Raw genomic sequence first — 24,945 nt, 5'->3', positions numbered from 1 at the left:
AATTTAACACTTTTTTGCTTGAGTGCAAATATATTTGTGCGTAAATTAATAACGAAAGGTCAAAAATAATTTATTGATGGGCTGAATGTATGGACACACAAGAAAACTTAGCCAGACAACTCAATGCCTTACCTCAAGAATGGCAGCAGTGGCTAGAAGAAAATTTAGAACGCGGCTGTCATCCCAATGATCTCGTCAGGATTTTGCGACGTGAAGGCTTAATTGATCTGGACAAAAATGTTGCACCCCAGACGTCGCTGGAACCACAGCACTATCATCAACTCGAACAGATCGCATTAGAAAAACAGGAACAACTAAGCAGCGCTTTTAATCCCCAGCAAAAAAAATGGCTGGCGCAGGCAGTGTTGGATGGAGCAGATCACATCTATATTTATCAAAGCTTGCAACAACAAGGCTTAAGTGAAATTGATATCGCCCTCGAGTTGGTGCAGTTAAAACAGCATCCTTATTTTCAAATCGCTCAAGAACAGCACTTTTTAGTGCAGAAAAGAAACTGGTTGCTCCGCACGCTCGACCATTTTGCCCGTTTAAATCCTGATTATCAGTCTCTGAGCCGTATCGCACTCCCCTCATTCGAGCAATTTCTTCAAGCCTATTACAGCCGTAACTTACCTGTTGTGCTCACAGGTTCAATCGACCATTGGCCTGCTTTACGCAACTGGTCACCTCAGTATTTCAAAAAAACAGTGGGGAATCAGGAAATTGAAGTGCAGTTCAACCGTGAACAAGATCCCTTATTTGAACGCAACTCGGTGCAACATAAAACCAAGATGTTCATGCGGGAATTTGTCGATTTAATTGAACATACCTCACACTCGAATAATTTTTACATGACGGCCAATAATGCCAAAGCTAGCCAGACCAGTTTAGCCGCATTATTTCAGGATATTGATCATTTCCATGGTTATACAGATCATCGCCAGGTCTATGACCGCAGCTTTATCTGGTTTGGGCCCAAAGGCGCATTTACCCCTCTCCACCATGATTTGACCAATAATATTCTGGTTCAAATCTATGGCCGCAAGAAAGTCACCTTAATTCCGGCACTACAAGTCGCCAATTTATATAATGATGTCGCAGTATTCAGCAAAGTTGCCAATCCTTATCAACCTGATATAACAGAATCTTTTCCAGACTTTGCCTTAAGCAGCAAAATCGAATGCATTCTGGAACCGGGTGAAGCTTTATTTATTCCTCTCGGCTGGTGGCATTGTGTCGAGAGCCTGGATATCTCCATCAGTGTGTCATTTACCCATTTTAATATCGACAATACTGGCGCTGAATCATTTCCCACGTCCAGCTATAGCTAATACCGGATTAGTCAATCACTGATCCTGCTTCAACTCTTCAGGTGCTTTAATGGTAAAACCAACCCATCCGCTCATGACCGAAAACGAATTATCTGCCGACAATACCCAGGGCATCATTGCCCAGCAGGCAGAAACCACTTTGGAAAGCATTTTTCCAATGATGCAGCATATTGCGCGCTGGTTAATTCATTCAGGGGTAGGCTATACCGACTTTGTTGCTGCCTTGAAGCCCATCTTTTATCAACAGGCACTCGCAGAACTCGACCGGATTCAACAGAATAAAACCGATTCAGCGGTCAGTTTACTATCCGGTCTACACCGTAAGGATGTCAGTGCATTTCGACAACAGGCCACTCAAACTTCCAGCGAGGCACCCAATTTTGCCATTAGCGTTCCGGCCCGTGTCATTGCACGCTGGATTGCACTGGATCTTCCCCACCAGATTCCGGTTTCTGGTGAAACCGATAGCTTTGAAGCTCTGGTTAAGCATATCTCGACTGAAAAGCATCCGCGTTCGATTCTTTTTGAACTGCAACGTTTAGGTGTGGTTGAACAACAAGACCAGCAGGTGATTTTGCAACAAAATAGCTTTACACCGGATAATCAAATGCAAGAGAGTAAAGCGCTCTTCTCTGCCAACCTGACTGACCATTTAGCAGCCGGAATTGATAACTTTATCAGTGAAAAACCGTTTACTCATCTGGAACAGGCCGTCCATGCCGAGAAACTGACTGCCCAGTCGGTGGAAGCACTTCGACAACTCAGTCTCGACCTGTGGCAAGACATGGCAAAACAATTATTAAATGCTGCTATCCATCATTGCGAACATGACCAGAACCAAGCAGATGCGACCTATCAGTTCCGTTTTGGCGTGTATCAATATGATCACCAGATAAAACTGCAAGTGCCTTATCTCTTTAAGGATCAATAAAAATGAAAACAATACTTTTCCCAAGCATTTTTTTATTTTCCGCCCTGACATTGACCGCATGTGGTGAAAATTTTTCTGCGGCTAATGTCAGCTTGGGAGGAAGTGGTTCGGGAACGCTAAAACCCTTGCCGGGTGGAAATAATGGCGGGATTTCCAACCCGTCAACCGGAGATAAGGATGAGCGTTATGAGTACCTCATCGCGATCCCGAAAGAGAGTCAAAGTAGCTGTAAAGGCATACAACGCACGATGGGTTTTATTGATGCTAAAACCAAACAGCCGTTCCCCGTCAATTCGCTTCAGCCCTTGGCGATGGCTCCTTTACAGATTGAAATTAGTAACACGACCTCCGATTATGTCTATCAGCGTGTACCACTTTGCCGTCCAATTGAATTTCAGGTCGGTGAAACCATCATGTTTCACGGACAATCATTGAGATGTGCGACAGATCAGGATGAAATCCAGGTCTTGCGCCCTTATGAAACCCGCCGCTATGAGCTGGATCTGAGTTTTGCTGAAACTGAACTACCCTTGATCGTCAACTATAATGCTTTTTATGCTACAGACTTACCGAGCATTGACCTGGCATGGGAAAAATGTGAAGCCGCGCAGATCACTGTGCCTATTTATAAAAAATCGCTGCCTAAAAAATCTGAAAGCATAGCGCAGCCCCACCCTGATACTGAAATAGCAGTAGGAGAGAAAAATAAAGCATCTGAATAAATAAAAAATTAAAACCCGAGCCTTGCATCCTGCAAAACTCGGGCAAATGAGGTTGTGCTTTCACGTTATTTTTATTGGGTTGCGTCCATCGCATGCATCATATCCATGATGACTGTTCCATCTCAGCGCTGCTTATCCTTAATCGGAAATCCATTCCTGCGTCCTTGTGCTGATGTATTTAGAATAAATCTTTTGTACCTGTAGGGCTATTCGTTACAAACTTAAATCCATGTACGAAATAACGTACATTGATTAGCTAAAGTTTAAAATCAGAGGTTTTAGCAATGCGCTGAAATTAAAAAGAATTGCATCGTTTCAACACAATCGCATTGCTATTTATGCGGTTGAGCCAATGGATCAATCACGACTTTTTCCTCTTCTTCGGCCTTCTCTATGCCTTCCTGTATGGCCTCTTGGGCTTCCTGTTCATCTTCGGCCGTCTGTTGCAGTGATTGTTGTTGCTGTTCAAAGCGAAGACCTGTTTGCAATACCACATAAATTGGAAAATGATCTGAACCGATATGGGATAAACGTTTCATTTTAACTAAACCAAAATCGGTACTATGAAAGATATGATCCAGTGACCAACGTAGTAAAGGATAGTTGGCATGGAAAGTATTCATAAAATAGCGTCCAACCCGCGGATCGAGCAAGCCGCTAATACGCTGGAACAAACGCGTTGTTCGCGACCAGGCCACATCATTCAGATCACCCATCACAATACAGCTCTGGTCCAGATCTTTGATCTGATCACCAACAAGCAATAACTCGGCATCCCTTAAAGTCGAATCTTTGGCCTCAGTAGGACTCGGCGGCTTCGGATGTAAACAATATAATTTGACCTGCACCCCCGACTTCAAGGTCAGGCAGGTATGAATCGAAGGAATTTCATCACTTAAGATAAACTTCACTTCGGTATCTTTTAACGGCAAGCGACTGTACAGATGCATGCCATACAGATTTTCCAAGGGTACAGGGACCCGAAACGGATAGTCTGGCTCAATCTGGCTAAGCGCCTGTTGCCAGGCAGCATTGGATTCAAGCGTCAACACCACATCAGGCTTTAATGTCTCAATATGCTCCAGCAGAAGATGATATTGATGATTGGGAGTCAGTACGTTGGCAACCAGTAATGAAATTTGCTGTTCTGGCTTTAAGTCCGCCTGTTTGACTTGTTGTACCTGCTTTTTCCATAACGGCGTATAAGGCAACACCATTTTGAGCTGATAGGCAATCGCAGCCATTAAGCCAAGAAAAAAAAGCTCGGTGCTCAAGGTCCAGTCCGACAGACCAAATAACATTGCCCCGGCAGTCACGATCCCCAATGCCAAGATCTGTAATCTGGGAAAATCCGCGCCCCGAATCCACCATTCATCTCTCGGGATTAATGACCAAAAGGAAAGCCATATCACCACTGCTGCGCAAATCTGAATCCACATCATGTTCATTTTTCTCTTAGGGATAGCATAGATTTACAATAAAGCTGTCGCTTTATCAATTTTCTCTCTAATATAAACAAGATATTCCACTCAATAAACTGACTGTTTTAGTTCGCTAAAGCTTGCAGTTGTGGACGCTTTTGATACACTCAAACCCCTTTAAATTTTTTTACATACCGAGGCACAATGACATGAAAGTAGGTCTGGTCGGTTGGCGTGGGATGGTTGGTTCTGTCCTGATGCAACGTATGGTTGAAGAGAATGATTTTGCTCATATTGAGCCATTCTATTTCTCTACCAGTAATGCAGGTGGTGAAGCCCCTGCATTTGGTGGTAAGACTGCCCCAGCACTTATGGATGCAACGGACATTAACAGTCTGAAGCAAATGGATGTCATTTTGACCTGTCAAGGTGGTGATTACACATCTGAAGTTTTCCCGAAACTCAAAGCTGAAGGTTGGGATGGCTACTGGATTGATGCAGCCTCTACTTTACGTATGGCGGATGATGCAATCATCGTTCTTGATCCAGTAAACTTGAACGTGATCAAAGATGGTTTAGTGAATGGCACTAAAACTTTCGTTGGCGGCAACTGTACGGTTTCACTGATGTTGATGGGCTTAGGTTCACTGTTCCAGAACAATCTGGTGGAGTGGGCAACCTCAATGACCTATCAGGCAGCATCGGGTGCAGGCGCGCAAAACATGCGTGAACTGATCACAGGTATGGGCTATCTGTATAACAACACCAAAGAATTACTGGATGATCCTAAATCTGCAATTCTTGATATTGATCGTCAAATTGCTGACTTGCAACGTGGCGAAGGCTTCCCGAAAGCAAACTTCGGCGTGCCATTGGCAGGATCTTTGATTCCATACATCGACAAACAGCTCGAAAGTGGTCAATCAAAAGAAGAATGGAAAGGTCAGGTTGAAACCAACAAGATCCTCGGTAACCAGCAGATCGTTCCGATCGATGGACACTGTGTCCGTATCGGTGCGATGCGTTGTCACTCTCAAGCGATTACCTTGAAACTGAAAAAAGATGTGGCGCTGGACGAGATCGAAGACATGATTCGCAACTCGAGCCAATGGGCAAAAGTGGTTCCGAATACTCGTGAAGCGTCCATGACTGATCTTACCCCAGTTGCAGTCACAGGAACTTTAACTGTGCCAGTCGGCCGTTTACGCAAGCTGAATATGGGTAAAGAATATCTCGGTGCATTCACGGTTGGTGACCAGTTACTCTGGGGCGCTGCAGAGCCGTTGCGTCGTATGCTTCGTATCCTGGTTGAATACAAGAACGCTTAAGCAAAAATCCCGAAAAATCAAAAGCCGATCACATTTGATCGGCTTTTTTATGTCGATGAATAATGAAGAATTTACAATTCATTTACATCACGGTAATGTATACTTTTTTCTGACCATCACATCACTTTTTCATGGATCGAGATGACTGTTTATAACAAATTAAAAATTGCCATTTTAACCATAATTTCTTCGCCACATCTTTATGCCATTACACTTGATCCACTGCAAATCCAGTCTGCGCCAGGTGAGTTACTTTATGCTGAAATGAGTTTCCATCAGGCCGATCTCAACTCTAAATTTGATGTCAGTCTGGCGACACCAGAAGACTTATTGATGATTGGCGCTGCACATCAGCCGCCTTCAAATCTGAATTTTTTTACACGTCGCAATAATCAGGGCGAAGGTGTCATTGTCATCACCTCTTCCCGCCCAATGACCGATGCTGAACTGAACATTATTATCAAAATACAGGAAGGCGGCGCTTCTCATTTAAAACATATACGCCAGTCCATGCGTCAGGCAGCCAAAGCACCACCGCTCAGCGCAAAAAGTAATAATGAAAAATCACTGACACCCAAATTTATCGTCAGTGAAAAAGATATAGCCTTAAACCTGCCTGAAAGTACCCGTTTCAATGTTGCAGACAGTACGGCACAACCCGGGGCTAAACAGGAAACCCTGTTAAATGCACCCTTTGCCTTACCGCCTGCATTAAAAAAACAATCTTCTTCTGAACTGGACAATGCAGCCGTCATATCAGTTGCCACGCCTGTCAATACAGATCCCTCTGTAGCAGCACCACTTCAGCAAACAGCATCAAATATAGAGCCCAAAGCAGAGAAATTAGAAAAAGTAGCCGAAGTGACTGCTCTTAAACAGGACAATGTTCAAACAGCCCAAAGCTCTCCAGTCGCAACATCAACTGTTCAACCGGAAAATGAGTTAAAAAATACGGCATTAAAGTCTGTTGAAGATGCAGAGAAAACCAAGGCCCAGTATCAGGCCAAAGAACGTTCCACACCGGTCAAGCAAAAAGCACCTGTGCAGAATACGCCAATGCCCTCTACGGAGACTGCACAACAACATGTGGTACAACGCAATGAATCGCTATGGAGTATTGCACAACGTATTGCAGGACAAACCCAGCAGCCTGTTGCTCAGGTGATGCATCAAATCAAGGCGCAGAATGAACATGCCTTTATTGGCGGTAATGCAAACCGGCTTAGACAAGGCTCACATTTGAATTTTAATGTCAGCGCCACTGCCACTCAGCAGCCTAAAAATATCAATCAGATTGCAGCCCAAACGCAGCGCCCTGCCGCGACTAAAGCCAAATATCGCTTACAGCAGGCAGAAATGTCTTTAGTTGCTGAAAGTCATCAAGATTCAAGTACGGGAAGTGCCAAAAAAGACACATTACAACAAAAAACCAGTGCAGACTTGTCATTAAAAGTTATGACAGCACGAGAAAAAACCGTTACATTACAAAGAAACGTTACCCAGTTAGAATTGGCACTGCATCAAAAGGAACAACGTATTCAGCTGTTAAATGCCCGGCTTGCCGAATTACAGGATCAGTTGAAAGCGCAGCAGGAAACTAAAAAGCCAACACGCTAGGTAACGAGAAGATTCTCATAAATTTGCATAAAAGCGGCGCTATCTTTAAGGGGTAAAGATCATGTCAAATATCATCATCGTGCTACTGGTCATTGTGCTGGTGGTCGCGATCTTTTTAAAAAAACGTGAAAGTAATCAGGCCAATGCTGCACCAAAAAAAGGTACAGCCAAAACGCCGAAAAAAGCTGCCACCAAAACCGCTTCACGTACAACGCTCGTTCGGGAAGAACAGGAACTTGCCCCTCAAGTTAGCACTGCAATTTCTGAAAGCCTGCGCCAACAGCTTGAAAGAAATATTCAAAGTGGTAATTTTCAAGCTGCTGAGGCACAAATCAATCAGTCTTTGAAACAAGATAACTCTCAACATGAGCTGTATTTGTTTTTGCTGGAGATTCATCTCAAACAGAAAGATGATTTTGCAATTGATCAACTGATCAAACATCTGCATGCACTGAAACTTGAAGATATTGTGCAAGCCGCTGAAATCAAACATCGCGAATATCTACAAAATAAACAGCCCGATTCAATCGAATTTAACGCGACCAGTTTTCATCAGACACCGACAGCAGTTGAACCCGTCGCTCAAAACAATAGCGCTGATTTTGATGCTTTGGTGCAAACACCGGCAGCACAGTCTTTTGATGATTTACAATCCGAATATAACGCGCCTGCAGAAGAAGCCAAAGCTGTAGAGCCAGCGCCTGAAGTACAGCCCCTAGATTTCAACTTTTCGTTTGAACAAAAGCAAACGGTTGAACCTGTCCCTGCACCTGTTGAAACACCTGAAGCAAAACAGCAGCAGCCGCTTGAGTTTTCTTTTGATCTGGATTCCACCCCAGCGCAGACTGAACAAGCCAAAGTTGAAGACACTAAACCTGAATTAGACTTTAACTTTGCGGATTTAGAAGTTGTTCCCAATCAGCCTGAAGCTAAACCGCAAAGTACAGAAACAGCACCAAGCCTTGATTTCAGTTTTGAACCGTCTCAGGAGCAAGTTGAAGAAAAAGCCCCGATTGAAAAGACTGAATTTTCATTTGACGCTGTAGCACCCGCACCTGTTGTCGAGCCTAAAGTTGAATTTACACCAGCACCGGCTCAAGCTTCAGCAAGTCATGATCCATTGATGCAATCCTTCCCGGATTTGCAACAACTGGATGAAGTACAGTTAAATCTGGAACTGGCTGAACAGTATATTGAACTGGGCGCTTACCAATCTGCCCGTGAACTGTTAAAAAACACGTCAACATTGAATGCAGAGCAACAACAACGTTCAGAAATTTTACTGAATAAAATAGCTTCCTGAATTTGATCAGTCTAATATAAGCAGTCTCTAAGACTGCTTTTTTTATGATGAAAAAAATCGCTTTAATCTATATGGGTGGGACTTTTGGCTGTATTGGCGAACCGTTAATGCCAATGCCGGAACAGGACTTTTTACCGCTACTCGGCAAGGTGATCCCACCGCATTTACAGGTCGAATGCTTCGCTGCACCCAGTATTAAAGATAGCAGCGCCTGCACAGCATCCGACTGGCTGCAACTGGTCCAACAAATCCAGCAACTCCAACTGAATGGCTTCCAGCATTTCGTGATTATTCACGGAACCGATACGCTCAGTTATGCGGCAGCCACACTGGCACGCTTCTTAGGCCATTCTTGCCATGCCATTATTACCGGCAGTCAATATCCATTACTGAATATTGAAGGTAACGATACCCGTGAATTTACCGATGCAATCGGCAATTTATACCTGGCCCTAGAGCAGGTACTGAGCCTACCCAGCGGTGTTTATCTGGCCTTTCATCAACAAATCTTCCATGCCCAAACCACGCTAAAAGCCCATACCACCGAGCTGGATGCTTTTGTCGGGATCAAGGCAAAGCAAAATTGTCAGACTACCGCCGATGCTTTTGTGATCCACAATCAACATATCGAAAAAGCAGCGCAACTCAACATACTCAATCTGATGTTACAGCCGATTGCCAAAGAACAACTGGTCACGCAGTTAAAAAATCTTGCGCTTGCGCCACCTAACTTTCTGGTTTTACAAGGTTTCGGAACAGGTAATATTGCCGTCAATGATGAAATCCTTGGGTTATTCGAAACACTTTATCAGCAGCAATGTCTGCCGATTATTAGTACACAGGTCACCTTCGGGCAGCTGGATCAGCGTTATGCCGTCAGTTCATGGATTCAATCTGCCAAAGTTTTGGTCAATGATTGCCATAGCCATGCCGATTTATATGCAAAAGCCCTGCAAATGTATTTAAAATACCCGACCCACGAACAATGGTTCGAACACTGGCAGCAACACTAATATCGAGGTGAGAACATGCAACGTTATGCAATAGGTATTGAATTTTGCGGTACTCAATACCGTGGTTGGCAAACCCAACAGGCTGGCGTTGTCACTGTGCAGGAAACCATTGAAAAAGTGCTGAGTCGTATTGCCAATCAACCGATCGTGTTGCATGGCGCGGGCCGTACCGATGCCGGTGTGCATGCAACCAATATGGTGGCACATTTTGATACCGAAGCGATCCGTCCGGAACAAGGCTGGATTCGTGGGGCCAATAGTCAACTGCCCAAAGATATTTCGATTCAGTGGATTAAATGCATGGATGAAAATTTCCATGCGCGTTTTAAGGCGGTGGCACGTCGTTATCGTTATGTGGTGTATAACGCCCCGACTCGTCCGGCGTTGCTTTACAAGCAAGTCACACATCTCTATCAAACGCTTGATGTCCAGAAAATGATTACGGCTGCATCTAAGTTTGAAGGCACGCACAATTTCGAAACTTTCCGTGCGGCAGCTTGTCAGTCGAATCAACCGGTACGTCACGTCAAGCATTGCCGCCTGTTTGAGCATGGCCGTTATCTGGTACTCGACATTCAGGCAGATGGTTTTTTACATCATATGGTACGCAACATCATGGGCTGCCTGCTTGAAATCGGTCAAGGCATGTATGACATTGACCATATCGATACCATGTTTGCCGCAGAAGATCGTACTGCTGCTGGTATTACCGCCCCTTCCGATGGTCTTTATTTTATTCAGGCCTATTATCCAGATGAGTTTGAATTACCGAAGATGCCTTTAGGCCCGCAGTGGCTCAATTTACCAGATTAATTCAAAATCCATGAACAAATAAAAAAGCCTGATCGATTTGACCAGGCTTTTTTCATTTTAAAGAAATTAACGCTGTTTACGCTTACGATATTCAACAGGGGTTTCATTGGTCCAGCGCTTAAACGCACGATAGAACGTACTTGGCTCAGAAAAACCGGTTAAATACACAATACGTTCCACACTTTCACTGGTATTCGCCAAAAGTTTTTTCGCCAGACGACAGCGATAGTCTGAAAGAATTTGCTGGAAGCTGGTATTGGCTTCACTCAATTGCGTTCTTAAGCGACGCGGCGTGATATTCAATTGTGCAGCAACCGTTTCCAGCGTGGTTTCACCACTTTCCAAGGTTGAGCCAATGGCACGGCGCACTTCACCGACCAGATCGTATCGCGCCAGTTCCTGTAATTTTTCAATTGCCAGTTGCTCATGCAATTGCAGTAATTCTGGCTCAGCTTGCCACAATGGATAGTCCAGCACGGCAGCATCAAAATAAAGACGTGTTTCTTTTTGTCCTAAGCTGACTGGGCAACCATAGACCCTGAAATATTCATCATCAGCAGCACCTTCACTGAAATTAAAATCAATGTAGATTGGCTCAAACTGCCCTTCGGTAATAAATTTAAAGAAACGTAAAATACCAGACATGGCACATTCAGAAAAATGGCGATTGACCAAATTATCTGGCCAGAACTGTTCGCCATTGGTCAAATAGCAGCGGCCATCTTCAATAATCAGCTTGGCATCAAAGGCATCACTAATCAGACGCTGGTAAGCCAAAGCACGCTTTAATCCTTCACCAAAAGTTTCACTACTGATAAAAAGGTGTTCAATCACCTGACCACGGTACAAAGGCAAATGCTCGCCAAGGTGCAATCCGATATCCGGATCTTTACTCACGTCCTGTGCCGCAATCCAGAAGGCATTTTGTGCACTCAGGGGCGTTCTCGCATTGGTATCAACCTGATTTAGCGCCACGCCGGCTTTTGTTAAAATCTCTTCGGTTGGTAATCCTGCTTTACGAATTGCCTGATAACCAAAGCGCAATACAACTGATGCATCTGTTAGCTGACCCACGCAGTGCCCTTCCCTGTAGATACGTTATTATGACAATGAACAACAATTTTAGATTAACGTTGATTGACCAAACTGACAACAATATTCTGCTTATTTTGTTAAAAAAAATCCTAAATTGTCCGACAGTTTCTTTCGGTTAATATGTGACAGCCTTACCGCGACTTGATCTTGTAAATTTTAAATAAATTGACTATAATTTGCGCCTTCCCAATTTGATCATCAGGTAGGCTATGGCCAATAAAGAGGAACTCATTGAGTTCGAAGGCGTTGTCACCGAAACGCTTCCTAATACGATGTTCCGTGTACGTTTAGAAAACGGTCACGAAGTTATTGCTCACATTTCTGGTAAAATGCGTAAACACTATATTCGTATTTTGACAGGTGACAGTGTAAAAGTTGAAATGACACCTTATGATTTAACCAAGGGTCGTATCACTTATCGTGCACGCTAAGTCAGATTAGTGAATGCAAAAAAGCCACATTTGATGTGGCTTTTTTTATATCCGGGGATTTGTTTACTCACTCAAACGCGTGGTTTTACATGCGCCCGCTTCACATTCACGCAGGCGCTCTTGTAGCCAGTTGTTGCGCTCTTGCGTCATGCTTAAACGACATTGAATATTCGCCGCGCTCTTCAGGTCCTCACTACACTCCACATCGCGATAACGGATCCATGCCAGTTGGGATTTCTTCAAAATTTTTTGTTGGGTTTCATTCAGGTATTTGCGTAATAGCTGATAGTTTTTATTTAAGTCCGTATCTGCACTCAGATAGACTTTATTGGTACAGAAAACATCATCATAACCATCACGTGTTTTATCACAATTATCCGCATAACTTAGTGTCGCCATCACACTACCTATCAATCCGAATATCAACCTGTGCATGAAACTTTCCACATCTTTTAACTTTCGGGCCCATCTAAGCATATTTTGACGCTGTTTAATATTACCCAAAAGTAGACAAGTTTGTACATTTTTGTCTTTATCCACGCTATGATGAGAACAGAAAGGATGCCGAATCATTCAGGAAAATAACATGGCAAATTATAAACTCTATCTGATTGCTTTCATGCTGGGCTTATCAGGATGTGCAACCTCAGGATGGCAATCCGTGCAGCTGCAAGACTATTTACAGCCCTATATTGGCCAATCCGCCGACCAGATCCAGCAGAACCTGAACTTACGAAGTTTAGGCTTCCAGACCTTAAAACACCCCCAGCGAAGCAAAGAAAGTTTGGTTTTTACTGTACTTCGTCCGATTAATATTCCCGTTCCGATTGCACAGGCTTATGGAGATCCGAGTTCACCGGCCAGTGGCTCAGTACGATTAGGATCGATCTCAACCAGTCAGCAATCTTATGACGTAAATTTCTATTGTCATATTATTTTCGAGCTGGATCAGCAGCAAATCGCCCGTGCTATCCGTTATGAAGGTAAGGCCTGCTAATTTCCACCATAAAAAAACGCAGCCATTGCTGCGTTTTTACTTGCAATACCACTTAGTTCAGCGCTGAAACAACCGCTGCACCCATCGCATCCGTACCCACTTTGGTCATGCCTTCAGACATAATGTCAGCGGTACGTAAACCTTGATCCAGCACCTGACCGACCGCATCTTCAATCGCTTTTGCAGCGGCTTCTTCACGGAAGGTATAACGCAACATCATCGCCACTGACAGTACCGTCGCCAATGGATTGGCAATGTTCCGTCCTGCGATATCAGGTGCAGAGCCATGGCACGGTTCATACATGCCTTTGCCATTTTCATCTAGAGAAGCCGAAGGCAACATGCCGATTGATCCCGTCAACATTGCTGCTTCGTCAGACAAAATATCACCGAACAGATTACCGGTGACGATGACATCAAATTGCTTTGGTGCACGCACCAGCTGCATCGCGGCATTATCCACATACATGTGCGATAACTGGATATTTGAATAGTGGGCTTGCTGTAAATCAGTCACCGTTTGCTTCCACAACTCAGTCACTTCAAGTACGTTGGCTTTATCGACCGAACATACTTTGCCGCCGCGTAATCCTGCCAGTTCGAAAGCAACCTTAGCAATACGCTTGATTTCGCTTTCTGAGTAAACGTCAGTGTTATAACCCTGTTTCTCACCATTTTCCAGTTCACGAATACCACGCGGCTGACCAAAATAAATCCCGCCCGTTAATTCACGAACGATGAGAATATCCAGACCTGCAACAATTTCTGGCTTCAAACTCGAAGCATCGGCCAATTGCGGATATAGAATGGCTGGACGCAGGTTGGCGAATAAATTTAATTCACTACGGATTTTCAATAAACCGCGTTCAGGACGGATTGCGCGCTCGATCGTATCCCATTTAGGTCCACCCACCGCCCCCAGTAGAATGGCATCGGCTTGTTTTGCCTGTTCACTGGTCACAGCCGGATACGGCTCGCCATGTGCATCAATGGCTGAGCCACCCAGTAAACCATGTTCCCATGTCAAACCTAGATTAAATTTATCATTGACCTTGGTTAAAACCTGTTCTGCTGCAGCTACGATTTCAGGACCAATGCCATCACCCGCTAAAATTAAAATATGTTTAGACATCTACTTTTCCAGTTTTCATATAAGCAGTGTTGCCACTGCGAGCCGATTAAACCTTTTTCTCAACAAACTCGCCCAGACCTGTACTGACATCAAAAGGACGACAGAAACGGCGAATGGTATGTTGCTCTTGCTGTAAATCTACACATAGCGGATCAGGTACAGAAACGTTGAGTAAACTGCCCGATGAGCGATGTGTTCTGTCTCGATACATTTTAAAGGTATAGCGCACATGCGGTTTGAATGCATGAATGACATGGAAAGTTTCTGCGCGATCTGGAGAAATAGGATAGAAACGAATAACCACTTCATATTGCTTGGCAGGTACACTTAAATACACCTGCTGTTTTCGGCTGAATACCGAACCATGCAATCGTACAATCCCCCGTCCCATCGCCTGCTGGCTGATCCGGTGAGTCTTTGCATCGATCACGGCAATATCTCCGATTCGTTCAAATTCACAATTCTCAACGCCCGAACAATATAAAGTTGTGTTGTCCGCCTTACTTTCCAGCATGTTCTGTGCAATACGAACCTGATCGACCACGTTCGGTGCATTTTGACACGCGGTTAAGGTCGTACCAACACATAGACACAGTAAAATACTGCGAGCGAGTCTTCTTCTCATTATTCAAGCCCAGTCCTCATGCCTTGTTAACATGGAAGCAAAAAATTAGTCGCTAGCATGTTAACAAGAGTTCAATGTCTGCGCTATGGCTATGTTAAAAATGTCCAAGACGAAGTGTAATTTCGTCCACTCAACTTAAGCCTGAATGTCCTGAAACACCCAAGGACGCGCCTGTTTGGCTTTCGCTTCATAGGCACGAATATCCTCTGCAACCTGTAAGGTTAAGCCGATATCATCCAGACCATTCAATAAACAATGTTTACGGAATGGATCAACTTCAAATTTAAATGCCTGACCTGATGGCGTACGAACTTCCTGTGCATCCAGATCAATGGTTAACTGATACCCTTCGGTTTCAGCACATTCCTTAAATAACTGATCCACAATCTGTTCAGACAAGATCACAGGCAACATGCCATTTTTAAAGCAGTTATTAAAGAAAATATCGGCAAAGCTTGGCGCAATCACGGTACGGAAGCCATATTCACTCAAAGCCCACGGCGCATGCTCACGACTTGAGCCACAACCGAAATTGGTCCGTGCCAATAAGATGCTCGAACCTTGATAACGTGGTTTATTTAAAACGAAATCAGGATTTTTTGGACGCTTGCTAATGTCCTGCCCCAAATAGCCTTCATCCAGATAGCGCAATTCATCAAATAAATTGTCACCAAAACCTGTCCGTTTGATTGATTTCAAAAACTGTTTTGGAATAATCAAGTCGGTATCGACATTGGCACGATCTAAAGGTGCAACAATACCTTGCTCTACAGTATATTTTTTCATGATTCTGCTCCCTTAGAATGAACGAACATCAACAAAATGGCCTGCGATTGCTGCCGCAGCCGCCATGGCCGGACTGACCAAATGCGTACGTCCACCATTGCCCTGACGGCCTTCAAAGTTACGGTTTGAAGTCGAGGCACAATGCTCACCCGGTTGCAATTTATCAGCATTCATCGCTAAGCACATTGAACAACCAGGTTCACGCCATTCAAAGCCTGCTTCCAAGAAAATCTGATCCAGACCTTCTTGTTCCGCCTGCTGTTTCACCAAGCCAGAACCCGGAACGATCATGGCCTGCTTGATACTCGCCGCCACTTTACGTCCTTTTACCACGTCGGCAGCCGCACGGATATCTTCAATCCGCGAATTGGTACACGAACCGATAAAGACGCGATCCAACTGGATATCAGCCAAGGCTTGTCCAGCGGTTAAACCCATATATTGATAAGCACGGGTCCAGTCATTGCGTTGCACCTCATCTTTAGCTTGCTCTAAAGTCGGCACGGCTTGTGTCACCGGGATCACCATCTCCGGTGAGGTGCCCCAAGACACTTGCGGTTCAATCTCGGCACCGTTCAATACCACTACCGCATCAAATACAGCATCTTCGTCTGAATGCAAAGTATTCCAGTACTCAACCGCCTGATCCCACTGTTCGCCTGTTGGTGCATAGTTACGGTCTTTGACATAGGCAATGGTCTTGTCATCAACAGCCACCATGCCTACACGTGCACCCGCTTCAATCGCCATATTACATACCGTCATACGACCTTCGATTGACATGTCACGGAATACCTGACCACCAAACTCGATGGCATAACCTATACCGCCTGCAGTACCAATCTTGCCGATAATCGCCAAGACCACATCTTTAGAGGTCACACCCTTGCCCAATACGCCATCGACACGTACCAACATGTTTTTTGATTTCTTCTGTACCAAGCATTGTGTTGCCAAGACATGTTCAACTTCTGAAGTCCCGATACCATGTGCCAAGCAACCAAAGGCACCATGCGTTGCGGTATGCGAGTCACCACACACGACGGTCATACCCGGTAAAGTCAAACCCTGCTCTGGGCCAACCACGTGGGCGATGCCTTGGCGAATGTCATTAATACCGAATTCAACGATATTAAATGTTTTACAGTTATCGTCTAACGTCTGAACCTGGATACGCGAGGTATCATCCTCAATGCCGGCAATCCCCTGTTCACGCTCTTTTTTAGAGGTCGGTACGTTATGGTCAGGCGTTGCGACGTTGGCACTTAAACGCCACGGTTGGCGTCCGGCAAGTTGTAAGCCTTCAAATGCCTGAGGACTGGTGACTTCATGCAATAAATGACGATCAATATAAATCAGGCTAGAACCATCATCACGTTGTTTTACTAAATGGTCATCCCACAATTTGTCGTACAAAGTTTTGCCTGCCATGTCGTCGCTCTCCATCGTGCTTGCCATCGGACTGGGTATTTTTTATCTTGAATTGATTATAGCAACTGCTTCACATAAATCTAATTTATCATTTTTATAAATTAATAAACTTTTTGGAATGATAAATTTCTGCCAAGTTCAAGATTGTGCTTGTTCAATGAAAAGTATGCCAAATCAATCTGATCCGGTCTTATCTTAACGTTAATACTGGTTTTTTTGATCAAATTTAAGTGAATGTTCATTCTATTTATAAAAACAATCGTCATAAATTGAAATTTCTTTTTTACATTTTAAATGATAATGATTATTATTTAATTAAATAGAGATTTATTCGGGTGACGACAATGGCCAATATCCAACAATTTGTACTCAACAATCGGCGGACTTTGAAAAAAACCTTGAGTTATTACATTATGCATATTAGTGTGGCGATGATGGTTGCCTATGTCATTACAGGGAATCTGATGATGGCGGCAACGTTGAGTTTAATCGAACCGACCGTACAAGCCTTCGCTTTTTTCTTTCATGAGAAAGTCTGGAATTATTTCTAATTCAAAAAAATTGCACATAAAACCAATTTAAAATCTCCCTCTGGATAGGCGTGTATGAACCTCGCAGCTTTTGAAGCATTTGTAAAAGTGATGGAAACCGGTTCCATTTCTATTGCAGCAGAACAATTATTTATTACCCAGCCTGCAGTGACCAAACGGATTCATAGTCTTGAAGACTACTTCGGCGTCAAACTCTTTGAATCCGCAGGCCGGGGCATTCAACCGACCCATGCGGCACACTCACTTTTGCCCAAAGTTCAAAGCTGGCTGAATAATCTGGGAGAGATTCACCACACCTTGAGCCATGAGCAGGCGCAGGTACAAGGTCGTCTCAAGATTGGCACCAGTCACCATATCGGTTTACATCATCTGGCCGAGCCACTTAAAAACTTTGTGCAGCATTTTCCCCAAGTTACTCTCGATGTGCATTTTGTCGATTCTGAACAGGCGCATGAACAGGTGCTGGCAGGTGAACTGGAACTGGCCTTTTTAACCTTACCTCCAGTTGGGGATGATCGGCTCAACTATGTCACCATCTGGAATGATCCGTTGGTATTTGTGGCCGCCCCCTTCCATCCCTTGGCACAGCAAACCCAGCTCAAACTCGAAGACCTGATTGCTTACCCGAGCTTATTGCCAGCCGCACAAACCTATACCAGCCAGATTACCTTGGCAGAATTTGAAAAGAACAACCTCAAACCTAAAATCACCATGAGCAACAATCCGTTAGAATCCATCCGCATGTTGGTTTCGATCGGTTTAGGCTGGTCTGTTTTGCCCAAGACACTGGTCAATCAGGATTTAAAACAACTGGATTTACAGCTGGATATGCAACGTCAGTTGGGTATGGTCTGGCATCCAGCCCGTATCCAGTCTAAGGCGGCTGAGGAGCTGATTCGGATGATGCAGGTAGGATAAAACCTGTTTACTGTTAAAAATATACACAATAAAAAAACCTCCACGGATGAGAGGTTTTTTTATTGTCTTCAAAATAGACACCGATAAGGAGGATTTAGATTGACCAGTCCTGAATGTCCCAAGCCTGTGCTTGCGCCAGTTTTTCTAAACGCTCATCTGGATTGACTGCAATCGCATGGGTCGCGTATTCCAGCAAGAAACGGTCATTGATCGAATCTGAATAAGCCCAAGACTCAGTCACCGTACGTCCAGCCAGCCATTGATCCAGACGGGCTAGCTTGCCTTGTTGATAACATGGGATTCCAGTGACCTTGCCTGTGTACTTACCATCAACGACTTCAGCACTGGTGGCAATAATTTCGGTAATACCAAACTCACGGAAAATCGGCGCGGTAATAAAATCACTGGTCGCGGTAATTCCCACAATGGCATGCCCTAGATCCTGATGCTTTTTGATCGCCTCAAATCCTTTTGGACGCATTTGTGGACGAATGACTTTTTGCATAAACAACTGATGTAACTCAGTTAAATAGGCATTGTCATGTTGGGTCAGGAATTCAAACACAAATTCATTATAAGCAATCGGATCGAGTTGCCCCGCTTTATAGTCTTCATAAAACTTGTCATTCATTTGACGATGATGAACCGGATCAACCAACGCTTCACTGACCAGAAATGCACCCCAGGAATGGTCAGAATCGGTATTTAACAGGGTATGATCTAAATCAAACAAAGCCAATTTCATATAAATGCTCATTTAAATGCAAATTAAAGAAAAAAAACGTAAATCTATTTCCGTAAGTCACTAAAAATTCGTTAAGATCATAGCAATTTAAACATTTTACTTTGACCTTTTTCGAGTTGGACATGGAAGATAGTCTGTCCCCGAGATCAAAGTCAACGATATAGATAAAATTTAGGTAGCCAAATGATCGACTCAGAAGGTTTCCGACCCAACGTCGGGATCATTTTGGCAAACGATGATGGACAGGTTTTATGGGCAAAACGCATTGGTCACAATGCTTGGCAATTTCCACAAGGAGGGATCCAATTTGGTGAAACCCCTGAACAGGCACTTTTTCGTGAACTGAGAGAAGAAGTCGGTTTATTGCCCGAACACGTCCAGATTATAGCGCAAACAAAAGGTTGGCTGCGTTATCGTTTGCCACATCGGTACATTCGGTCAGATTCAGATCCGGTATGTATTGGACAAAAGCAAAAATGGTTTTTACTGAAGTTAACGGCCTCGCCTCATCATATTCAGTTAAACCTGTCAGACCCACCCGAGTTCGATGAATGGCAATGGGTGAGTTACTGGTACCCATTGGGTCAAGTGGTCAACTTCAAACGTGATGTTTACCGTAAAGCCATGATGGAATTATGTTTACAACTACCTCAGCGTTAATTGTCATAAAATCATCATTTTAAGCAATGATTTTTGGCAAGAGAGCTGTTATAACTAGGCCTATAACGATTCAATAAACTGGAGTAAACATCCATGTCAAACATGCAGCTCGACACCCTTAGACGCATTGTGCAAGAAATCAATGCGTCCGTCAGTTTGCATGATTCTTTGGACATTATGGTCAATCATGTGGCCGAAGCCATGCATGTGGATGTCTGCTCGATTTATTTGCTGGATGAACGCAATCGTCGCTATGTGCTGATGGCCTCCAAAGGCCTCAAACCAGAAGCCGTCGGCAATGTTTCCCTGAATATTGGTGAAGGTCTGGTTGGTCTGGTCGGGCAACGCGAAGAGATCGTGAACCTCGATAATGCGCCAAAGCATGACCGTTTCGCCTATTTACCAGAAACTGGCGAAGAACTGTTTAACTCCTTCCTTGGCGTTCCGGTGATGTATCGCCGTAAGGTAATGGGCGTACTGGTGGTTCAGAATAAGGAATCCCAGGACTTTAGCGAAGCTGCCGAATCCTTTTTAGTGACGCTATGCGCACAACTTTCTGGTGTGATCGCCCATGCCCATGCGGTTGGTAATATTGATGTATTCCGCAAGCCAAGCACTGGTTCAACCTATAAGACCTTTCAGGGCGTTTCAGGGGCCGGTGGTATTGCACTGGGCCGTGCCATCGTGCTCTACCCGCCTGCCGATCTGGCTGCCATTCCAGATCGTGAAGCAGAAGATATCAGCGAAGAACTGGATTTACTGGATCAGGCCATTGCCTCGGTTCGTCAGGAAATCCAGTCTTTAGATGAAAAAATGCAAGACTCCCTCATGTCGGAAGAACGCGCGTTATTTAGCGTGTTCTTACGCATGCTGGATGAAAATGCCTTACCCAATGAAATTAAAGACCATATTCGTGCTGGAAGCTGGGCCCAGGGCGCGGTACGTAAAGTCATCGACAAGCATGTGGCGCTATTTGCGCAAATGGAAGATGACTACCTGCGTGAACGTGTTTCTGATCTGAAAGATCTGGGCCGTCGCATTCTAGCCTGCTTGCAGGAAGCGGATTCCAGCCATCGTGAACTCAGCCCTGACAGTATTTTGATTGGTGAAGAAATCAGTACCGCCGCGTTGGTAGAATTACCAGTGGATAATATTGCGGCGATTGTCACTTCTGAAGGCGCTGCCAATTCGCATATGGTGATTGTGGCACGTGCCTTGGGCATTCCAACTGTAGTCGGTGTAACCGAGTTACCAATCACTACACTGGATGACATTGAAATGATTGTCGATGCCTATCAAGGTCGTGTCTTTGTCAATCCACCGCGTCGCTTACGCCAACGTTATAAAGAAGTCCAGAAAGAAGAAGAACAGATCGCCAAAGATCTAAAGCAATATGAAACCAAAGATGCGATCACGCCTGATGGCATCTCTATCCCGTTATTCGTCAATACCGGTTTAATGATTGATGTGGTGCGTGGCGTTCAGCGCGGTGCCAAAGGCGTAGGCTTATATCGTAGCGAGATTCCCTTCATGCTACGTGAGCGCTTCCCTGGCGAAGAAGAACAACGTGCCATCTATCGTCAGCAGCTCAGCCACTTTGCAAATAAACCGGTGATTATGCGTACCCTGGATATTGGGGCGGATAAAGACTTACCTTATTTCAGTATTGAAGAAGAAAACTCGGCGCTGGGCTGGCGTGGACTGCGTTTTACACTGGATCATCCTGAGATTTTCTCTGCGCAAATCCGTGCCATGCTCAAAGCCAGTATTGGCCTGAATAACCTGCATATCCTGCTGCCGATGGTGACCAGTGTTAGTGAAGTGGAAGAAGTGCTATATCTGCTTGAGCGTGACTGGGTAGCGGTACAGGAAGAAGAACAGGTCAAGATCACCAAGCCAAAAATCGGGATCATGGTCGAAGTTCCGAGCGTGCTACTGCAAATTGATGAGTTTGCCGAACTGGTTGATTTCTTCTCGGTGGGCTCGAACGATTTAACTCAATATTTATTGGCGGTGGATCGTAATAATCCACATGTTGCCAACGTCTATTCGCACTTCCACCCATCGATACTACGGGCCTTGAAACGTCTGGCTGAAGACTGTCATACCCATCAAAAGCCGGTCAGTGTCTGTGGTGAAATGGCGGGTGATCCATTGTCTGCGATTTTATTGATGGCTATGGGCTTCAACACGCTCTCGATGAGTTCCAGCAATATTTTGCGTGTCCGCAAAGCCATTTGCCATGTGCCGATGAGCGACGCCAAAAAACTGCTGGAAGATGTGCTGAAAATGAACAATCCGCTGGTGATTAAAAGTTGGCTGGAACACTATTTCAGAACCCATGGTCTTGCCGATATGGTGAAATCGAATCGACTGGTCAGTGTGTAAACAGCACATACACTGCCTATAAAAAAAGAGCGACTCTCTGGCAAGCGCCGCTCTTTTTTTACAGATAATTTTTTATTTTAAATAAACCTGTTGCTTTCCTTGCCCCAGACTCACCTTGGGAAACTGGCGGTCGTAATCAATTACAATGGCGTTTTTACCCGTTAAATTCTTGCTGTCTGATTGCCAGGTCACATAATAGCTTACTTCGGCATCATCACGGACCTGTGGCTGAATACGCTGACGATGGTCTGCTGGAATGATAAATTCAACCCGAAAAGGAACTTGAGAGACTTGTACTGTCTTTTTCTCAATCAATGTTGCAGGCACATCGGCCATACGACTTTCCACAGCATATAAGCTGATTGTGCCCTGTTGCGGCTGCACCGCATGGTTGCCTGCTCCCACAAACTCAACGGTCAAGGGTATGGCTTGATTGGCTTTAAGTTCAGTATTCTGCGGCATAGCTGTACAACCTGTCAGTACAGTTAAAGATAAACCAAAGCTCATTACTATTTTTTTCATTATGTCATTCTCTTTAAAGATATCCTCAAAATAACATATTCAGTTTTAAACTGATCCCTCTTTCCATCTTCATTCATATATTTCGCTTTATCAATTTAATCCTTAATCTGATTCGAGCATGAACCTAATACATAAAAAACCATTAGAGATAACGCTCTAGGCCTCTTTACATAACTGCAACAGGCCATTGCTCCAATTCCTGCCTTAACTATCGCCATTTTTCATTTCTTGTTTCGAGGCCGTGCATTCATTGAAATACCAACAACAAATTATAATAAAACTTATATTTTTCATAAGCTTTCTTATTTTTTTAACAATTTTTATATCTACAAACACTCAGCTCAAGCTTAAGCTATAAACAGCTTCAATCGAATAAAGCATTTATGACATCAACTTTAATCCATTGGAAAAAAAGCTTTCATCAACCTAGAGTAAAAATACAAAAGCGGAACTGATTCATTGCAAATCTTACTTAGGCATCTGAAATTTTGATACCCAATTTGTATATGTCCCAGCGAAGCATTCATATCTTTGAACGGTCAAATGATTGAGATGACCTCACTTACAGGTCTTCTTGATGGAGATAGAACATGAGCCAAGACGAAAAAAAATGTCCTTATAGCCACCTCACCACTGATTTTGGTGCACCAGTTGTCGATAACCAGAACAGTATGACCGCGGGTGCGCGAGGACCATTATTAGCCCAGGACTTATGGCTAAACGAAAAACTTGCCAACTTTGTCCGTGAAGTGATTCCTGAGCGCCGCATGCATGCCAAAGGTTCTGGTGCATTTGGTACTTTCACCGTTACCCATGATATTACCCAATATACCCGCGCTAAAATCTTTAGTGAAATCGGCAAAAAAACTGAAATGTTTGCCCGTTTTACCACCGTTGCCGGTGAACGCGGTGCAGCCGATGCAGAACGTGACATTCGTGGTTTTGCCCTGAAATTCTATACCGAAGAAGGTAACTGGGATATGGTCGGGAATAACACCCCGGTCTTCTTCTTGCGTGATCCACGTAAATTCCCGGATTTAAACAAAGCGGTCAAACGTGACCCGAAAACCAACCTGCGTAGTGCCACCAATAACTGGGATTTCTGGACGTTATTGCCAGAAGCATTACACCAGGTCACCATCGTCATGTCAGACCGCGGTATCCCTTCAAGCTACCGTCATATGCATGGCTTCAGTAGCCATACCTATAGTTTCATTAATGCCGCCAATGAGCGTTTCTGGGTGAAATTCCACTTCAGAACCCAACAAGGTATTCAAAATCTGACGGATGCAGAAGCCGGCGAGCTGGTAGGTCAGGATCGTGAAAGCCATCAACGTGATTTATTTGATGCCATTGAACGTAAAGACTATCCAAAATGGACCCTTTTTGTTCAGGTTATGCCAGAACAAGATGCTGAAAAAGTCCCGTATCATCCGTTTGATTTAACCAAAGTATGGCCACACGGCGATTATCCGTTAATTGAGGTGGGTGAGTTTGAACTGAACCGTAATCCTGAAAACTTCTTCCTTGATGTAGAGCAATCTGCTTTTGCACCAAGCAATCTGGTGCCAGGCATTAGTGCTTCACCCGACCGTATGTTGCAGGCGCGTTTATTCAACTATGCCGATGCACAACGCTACCGTTTAGGTGTGAACTACCAGCAAATTCCAGTCAATGCGGCACGCTGCCCTGTACATAGTAATCACCGCGACGGTCAAGGCCGTATCGATGCCAACTATGGGGGTTTACCGCACTACGAGCCAAACAGCTTCGGTCAGTGGCAAGAGCAAGCTCAGTATAAAGAGCCACCATTGAAAATTAATGGTGATGCCGATTTCTGGGATTACCGTGAAGATGACAATGATTACTTCAGTCAGCCACGTGCCTTGTTCGAACTGATGACACCAGAGCAACAAGACGCATTATTTGGCAATACAGCACGTGCCATGGGCGATGCTTTGGACTTTATCAAGTATCGTCATATCCGTAATTGCTACGCTTGCCACCCGGCCTACGGTGAAGGGGTTGCAAAAGCATTGGGCATGACCGTTGCTGATGCACAAGCTGCGCGTGAAACTGATCCGGCGCGTCATTTACCAAGCTTTCTCTAAGCCAGCAAATACTTAATAAAAAGCCATCTTCGGATGGCTTTTTTAATGCCTTTGAGGGACAATTTATTCAACAC

24 protein-coding genes are annotated in these 24,945 nt (G+C 44.3%); 15 read left to right on the top strand and 9 right to left on the bottom strand.

Annotated elements, in window-relative coordinates; all coding sequences use genetic code 11:
• The first annotated feature begins 89 nt into the window (after positions 1-89).
• The 3 genes from JO943_RS14755 to JO943_RS14745 are packed head-to-tail and all read left to right on the top strand — an operon-like array spanning position 90 to position 2,984.
• Positions 90-1,331, top strand: coding sequence for a cupin-like domain-containing protein (locus tag JO943_RS14755; RefSeq protein WP_202741192.1), 1,242 nt, complete (start codon positions 90-92; stop codon positions 1,329-1,331).
• Positions 1,332-1,380: 49 nt separating this feature from the next.
• A complete protein-coding gene (locus tag JO943_RS14750) occupies positions 1,381-2,262 on the top strand; it encodes a DUF6502 family protein (RefSeq protein WP_202741191.1) in 882 nt (293 codons plus the stop codon).
• A gap of 2 nt (positions 2,263-2,264) precedes the next feature.
• On the top strand, positions 2,265-2,984 hold the full coding sequence (locus JO943_RS14745) for a hypothetical protein (protein ID WP_005226620.1): 720 nt from the start codon (positions 2,265-2,267) through the stop codon (positions 2,982-2,984).
• Positions 2,985-3,316: 332 nt separating this feature from the next.
• Here the strand turns inward: JO943_RS14745 and JO943_RS14740 are convergent, their stop codons facing one another.
• On the bottom strand, positions 3,317-4,426 hold the full coding sequence (locus JO943_RS14740) for an endonuclease/exonuclease/phosphatase family protein (RefSeq protein ID WP_009514248.1): 1,110 nt from the start codon (positions 4,424-4,426) through the stop codon (positions 3,317-3,319).
• Between the two features lie 188 nt (positions 4,427-4,614).
• Between JO943_RS14740 and asd the strand changes: the two genes are divergently transcribed.
• From asd to truA, 5 genes are all read left to right on the top strand, one after another.
• Positions 4,615-5,733: an aspartate-semialdehyde dehydrogenase gene (gene asd / locus JO943_RS14735; RefSeq protein ID WP_032876148.1), complete on the top strand. Its 1,119-nt coding sequence runs from the start codon at positions 4,615-4,617 to the stop codon at positions 5,731-5,733.
• 141 nt (positions 5,734-5,874) lie between these two features.
• Positions 5,875-7,350 carry a FimV domain-containing protein gene (locus tag JO943_RS14730; protein WP_032876145.1) on the top strand — a complete coding sequence of 492 codons (1,476 nt, stop codon included), beginning with the start codon at positions 5,875-5,877 and terminating at the stop codon, positions 7,348-7,350.
• 61 nt (positions 7,351-7,411) lie between these two features.
• Complete coding sequence (locus JO943_RS14725) at positions 7,412-8,653, top strand: FimV domain-containing protein (RefSeq protein ID WP_202741190.1); 1,242 nt, start codon at positions 7,412-7,414, stop codon at positions 8,651-8,653.
• Positions 8,654-8,697: 44 nt separating this feature from the next.
• Positions 8,698-9,666 carry an asparaginase domain-containing protein gene (locus tag JO943_RS14720; protein ID WP_202741189.1) on the top strand — a complete coding sequence of 323 codons (969 nt, stop codon included), beginning with the start codon at positions 8,698-8,700 and terminating at the stop codon, positions 9,664-9,666.
• 15 nt (positions 9,667-9,681) lie between these two features.
• Positions 9,682-10,479, top strand: coding sequence for a tRNA pseudouridine(38-40) synthase TruA (truA, locus tag JO943_RS14715; protein ID WP_005226612.1), 798 nt, complete (start codon positions 9,682-9,684; stop codon positions 10,477-10,479).
• Positions 10,480-10,545: 66 nt separating this feature from the next.
• On the opposite strand, the gene JO943_RS14710 is transcribed toward truA, so the two are convergent.
• Positions 10,546-11,553, bottom strand: a complete 1,008-nt coding sequence (locus JO943_RS14710) for an AraC family transcriptional regulator (RefSeq protein ID WP_005226611.1) — start codon at positions 11,551-11,553, stop codon at positions 10,546-10,548.
• Between the two features lie 230 nt (positions 11,554-11,783).
• Between JO943_RS14710 and infA the strand changes: the two genes are divergently transcribed.
• Positions 11,784-12,005 (top strand): translation initiation factor IF-1, encoded by a 222-nt coding sequence (gene infA / locus JO943_RS14705; protein WP_001284370.1) that lies wholly within the window; start codon positions 11,784-11,786, stop codon positions 12,003-12,005.
• A gap of 63 nt (positions 12,006-12,068) precedes the next feature.
• On the opposite strand, the gene JO943_RS14700 is transcribed toward infA, so the two are convergent.
• Positions 12,069-12,440, bottom strand: a complete 372-nt coding sequence (locus tag JO943_RS14700) for a lysozyme inhibitor LprI family protein (protein ID WP_032880015.1) — start codon at positions 12,438-12,440, stop codon at positions 12,069-12,071.
• A 151-nt stretch (positions 12,441-12,591) separates the two neighbouring features.
• Here JO943_RS14700 and JO943_RS14695 point away from each other — a divergent pair, with 151 nt between their 5' ends.
• Positions 12,592-13,002, top strand: coding sequence for a hypothetical protein (locus JO943_RS14695; RefSeq protein WP_032876136.1), 411 nt, complete (start codon positions 12,592-12,594; stop codon positions 13,000-13,002).
• A 52-nt stretch (positions 13,003-13,054) separates the two neighbouring features.
• Here the strand turns inward: JO943_RS14695 and leuB are convergent, their stop codons facing one another.
• The 4 genes from leuB to leuC all read right to left on the bottom strand — a co-directional run bounded on the left by leuB (position 13,055) and on the right by leuC (position 16,976).
• Entirely contained in the window at positions 13,055-14,134 is a 1,080-nt protein-coding gene (leuB, locus tag JO943_RS14690) for a 3-isopropylmalate dehydrogenase (protein WP_202741188.1), read from the bottom strand.
• A 46-nt stretch (positions 14,135-14,180) separates the two neighbouring features.
• Positions 14,181-14,759, bottom strand: coding sequence for a hypothetical protein (locus JO943_RS14685; RefSeq protein ID WP_005226601.1), 579 nt, complete (start codon positions 14,757-14,759; stop codon positions 14,181-14,183).
• 135 nt (positions 14,760-14,894) lie between these two features.
• A complete protein-coding gene (gene leuD / locus JO943_RS14680; protein WP_202741187.1) occupies positions 14,895-15,545 on the bottom strand; it encodes a 3-isopropylmalate dehydratase small subunit in 651 nt (216 codons plus the stop codon).
• A gap of 12 nt (positions 15,546-15,557) precedes the next feature.
• Complete coding sequence (gene leuC / locus JO943_RS14675) at positions 15,558-16,976, bottom strand: 3-isopropylmalate dehydratase large subunit (protein WP_202741186.1); 1,419 nt, start codon at positions 16,974-16,976, stop codon at positions 15,558-15,560.
• Positions 16,977-17,320: 344 nt separating this feature from the next.
• On the opposite strand from leuC, the gene JO943_RS14670 reads away from it, so the two are divergent.
• Together JO943_RS14670 and JO943_RS14665 are read left to right on the top strand one after the other, a co-directional pair.
• Complete coding sequence (locus JO943_RS14670) at positions 17,321-17,527, top strand: DUF2061 domain-containing protein (protein WP_005226599.1); 207 nt, start codon at positions 17,321-17,323, stop codon at positions 17,525-17,527.
• 54 nt (positions 17,528-17,581) lie between these two features.
• Positions 17,582-18,445 carry a LysR family transcriptional regulator gene (locus JO943_RS14665; RefSeq protein WP_005226598.1) on the top strand — a complete coding sequence of 288 codons (864 nt, stop codon included), beginning with the start codon at positions 17,582-17,584 and terminating at the stop codon, positions 18,443-18,445.
• Between the two features lie 94 nt (positions 18,446-18,539).
• Here the strand turns inward: JO943_RS14665 and JO943_RS14660 are convergent, their stop codons facing one another.
• Positions 18,540-19,190, bottom strand: coding sequence for an HAD family hydrolase (locus JO943_RS14660; RefSeq protein ID WP_202741185.1), 651 nt, complete (start codon positions 19,188-19,190; stop codon positions 18,540-18,542).
• A 183-nt stretch (positions 19,191-19,373) separates the two neighbouring features.
• Between JO943_RS14660 and JO943_RS14655 the strand changes: the two genes are divergently transcribed.
• Positions 19,374-19,850, top strand: a complete 477-nt coding sequence (locus JO943_RS14655; protein WP_004656060.1) for an RNA pyrophosphohydrolase — start codon at positions 19,374-19,376, stop codon at positions 19,848-19,850.
• A gap of 93 nt (positions 19,851-19,943) precedes the next feature.
• Positions 19,944-22,238 carry a phosphoenolpyruvate--protein phosphotransferase gene (gene ptsP, locus JO943_RS14650; protein ID WP_005226596.1) on the top strand — a complete coding sequence of 765 codons (2,295 nt, stop codon included), beginning with the start codon at positions 19,944-19,946 and terminating at the stop codon, positions 22,236-22,238.
• Between the two features lie 72 nt (positions 22,239-22,310).
• Here the strand turns inward: ptsP and JO943_RS14645 are convergent, their stop codons facing one another.
• A complete protein-coding gene (locus tag JO943_RS14645) occupies positions 22,311-22,760 on the bottom strand; it encodes a hypothetical protein (protein WP_202741184.1) in 450 nt (149 codons plus the stop codon).
• A gap of 590 nt (positions 22,761-23,350) precedes the next feature.
• Here JO943_RS14645 and JO943_RS14640 point away from each other — a divergent pair.
• Positions 23,351-24,871, top strand: a complete 1,521-nt coding sequence (locus JO943_RS14640; protein WP_005280689.1) for a catalase — start codon at positions 23,351-23,353, stop codon at positions 24,869-24,871.
• The last annotated feature ends 74 nt before the right edge of the window (positions 24,872-24,945 follow it).

This window comes from Acinetobacter sp. 'aerobic (ED)' (genome assembly GCF_904886855.1).
Classification (GTDB): domain Bacteria; phylum Pseudomonadota; class Gammaproteobacteria; order Pseudomonadales; family Moraxellaceae; genus Acinetobacter; species Acinetobacter courvalinii.
Note: the sequence above shows the minus strand (reverse complement) of the source record. Positions and strands in the feature narration are given on the sequence as shown.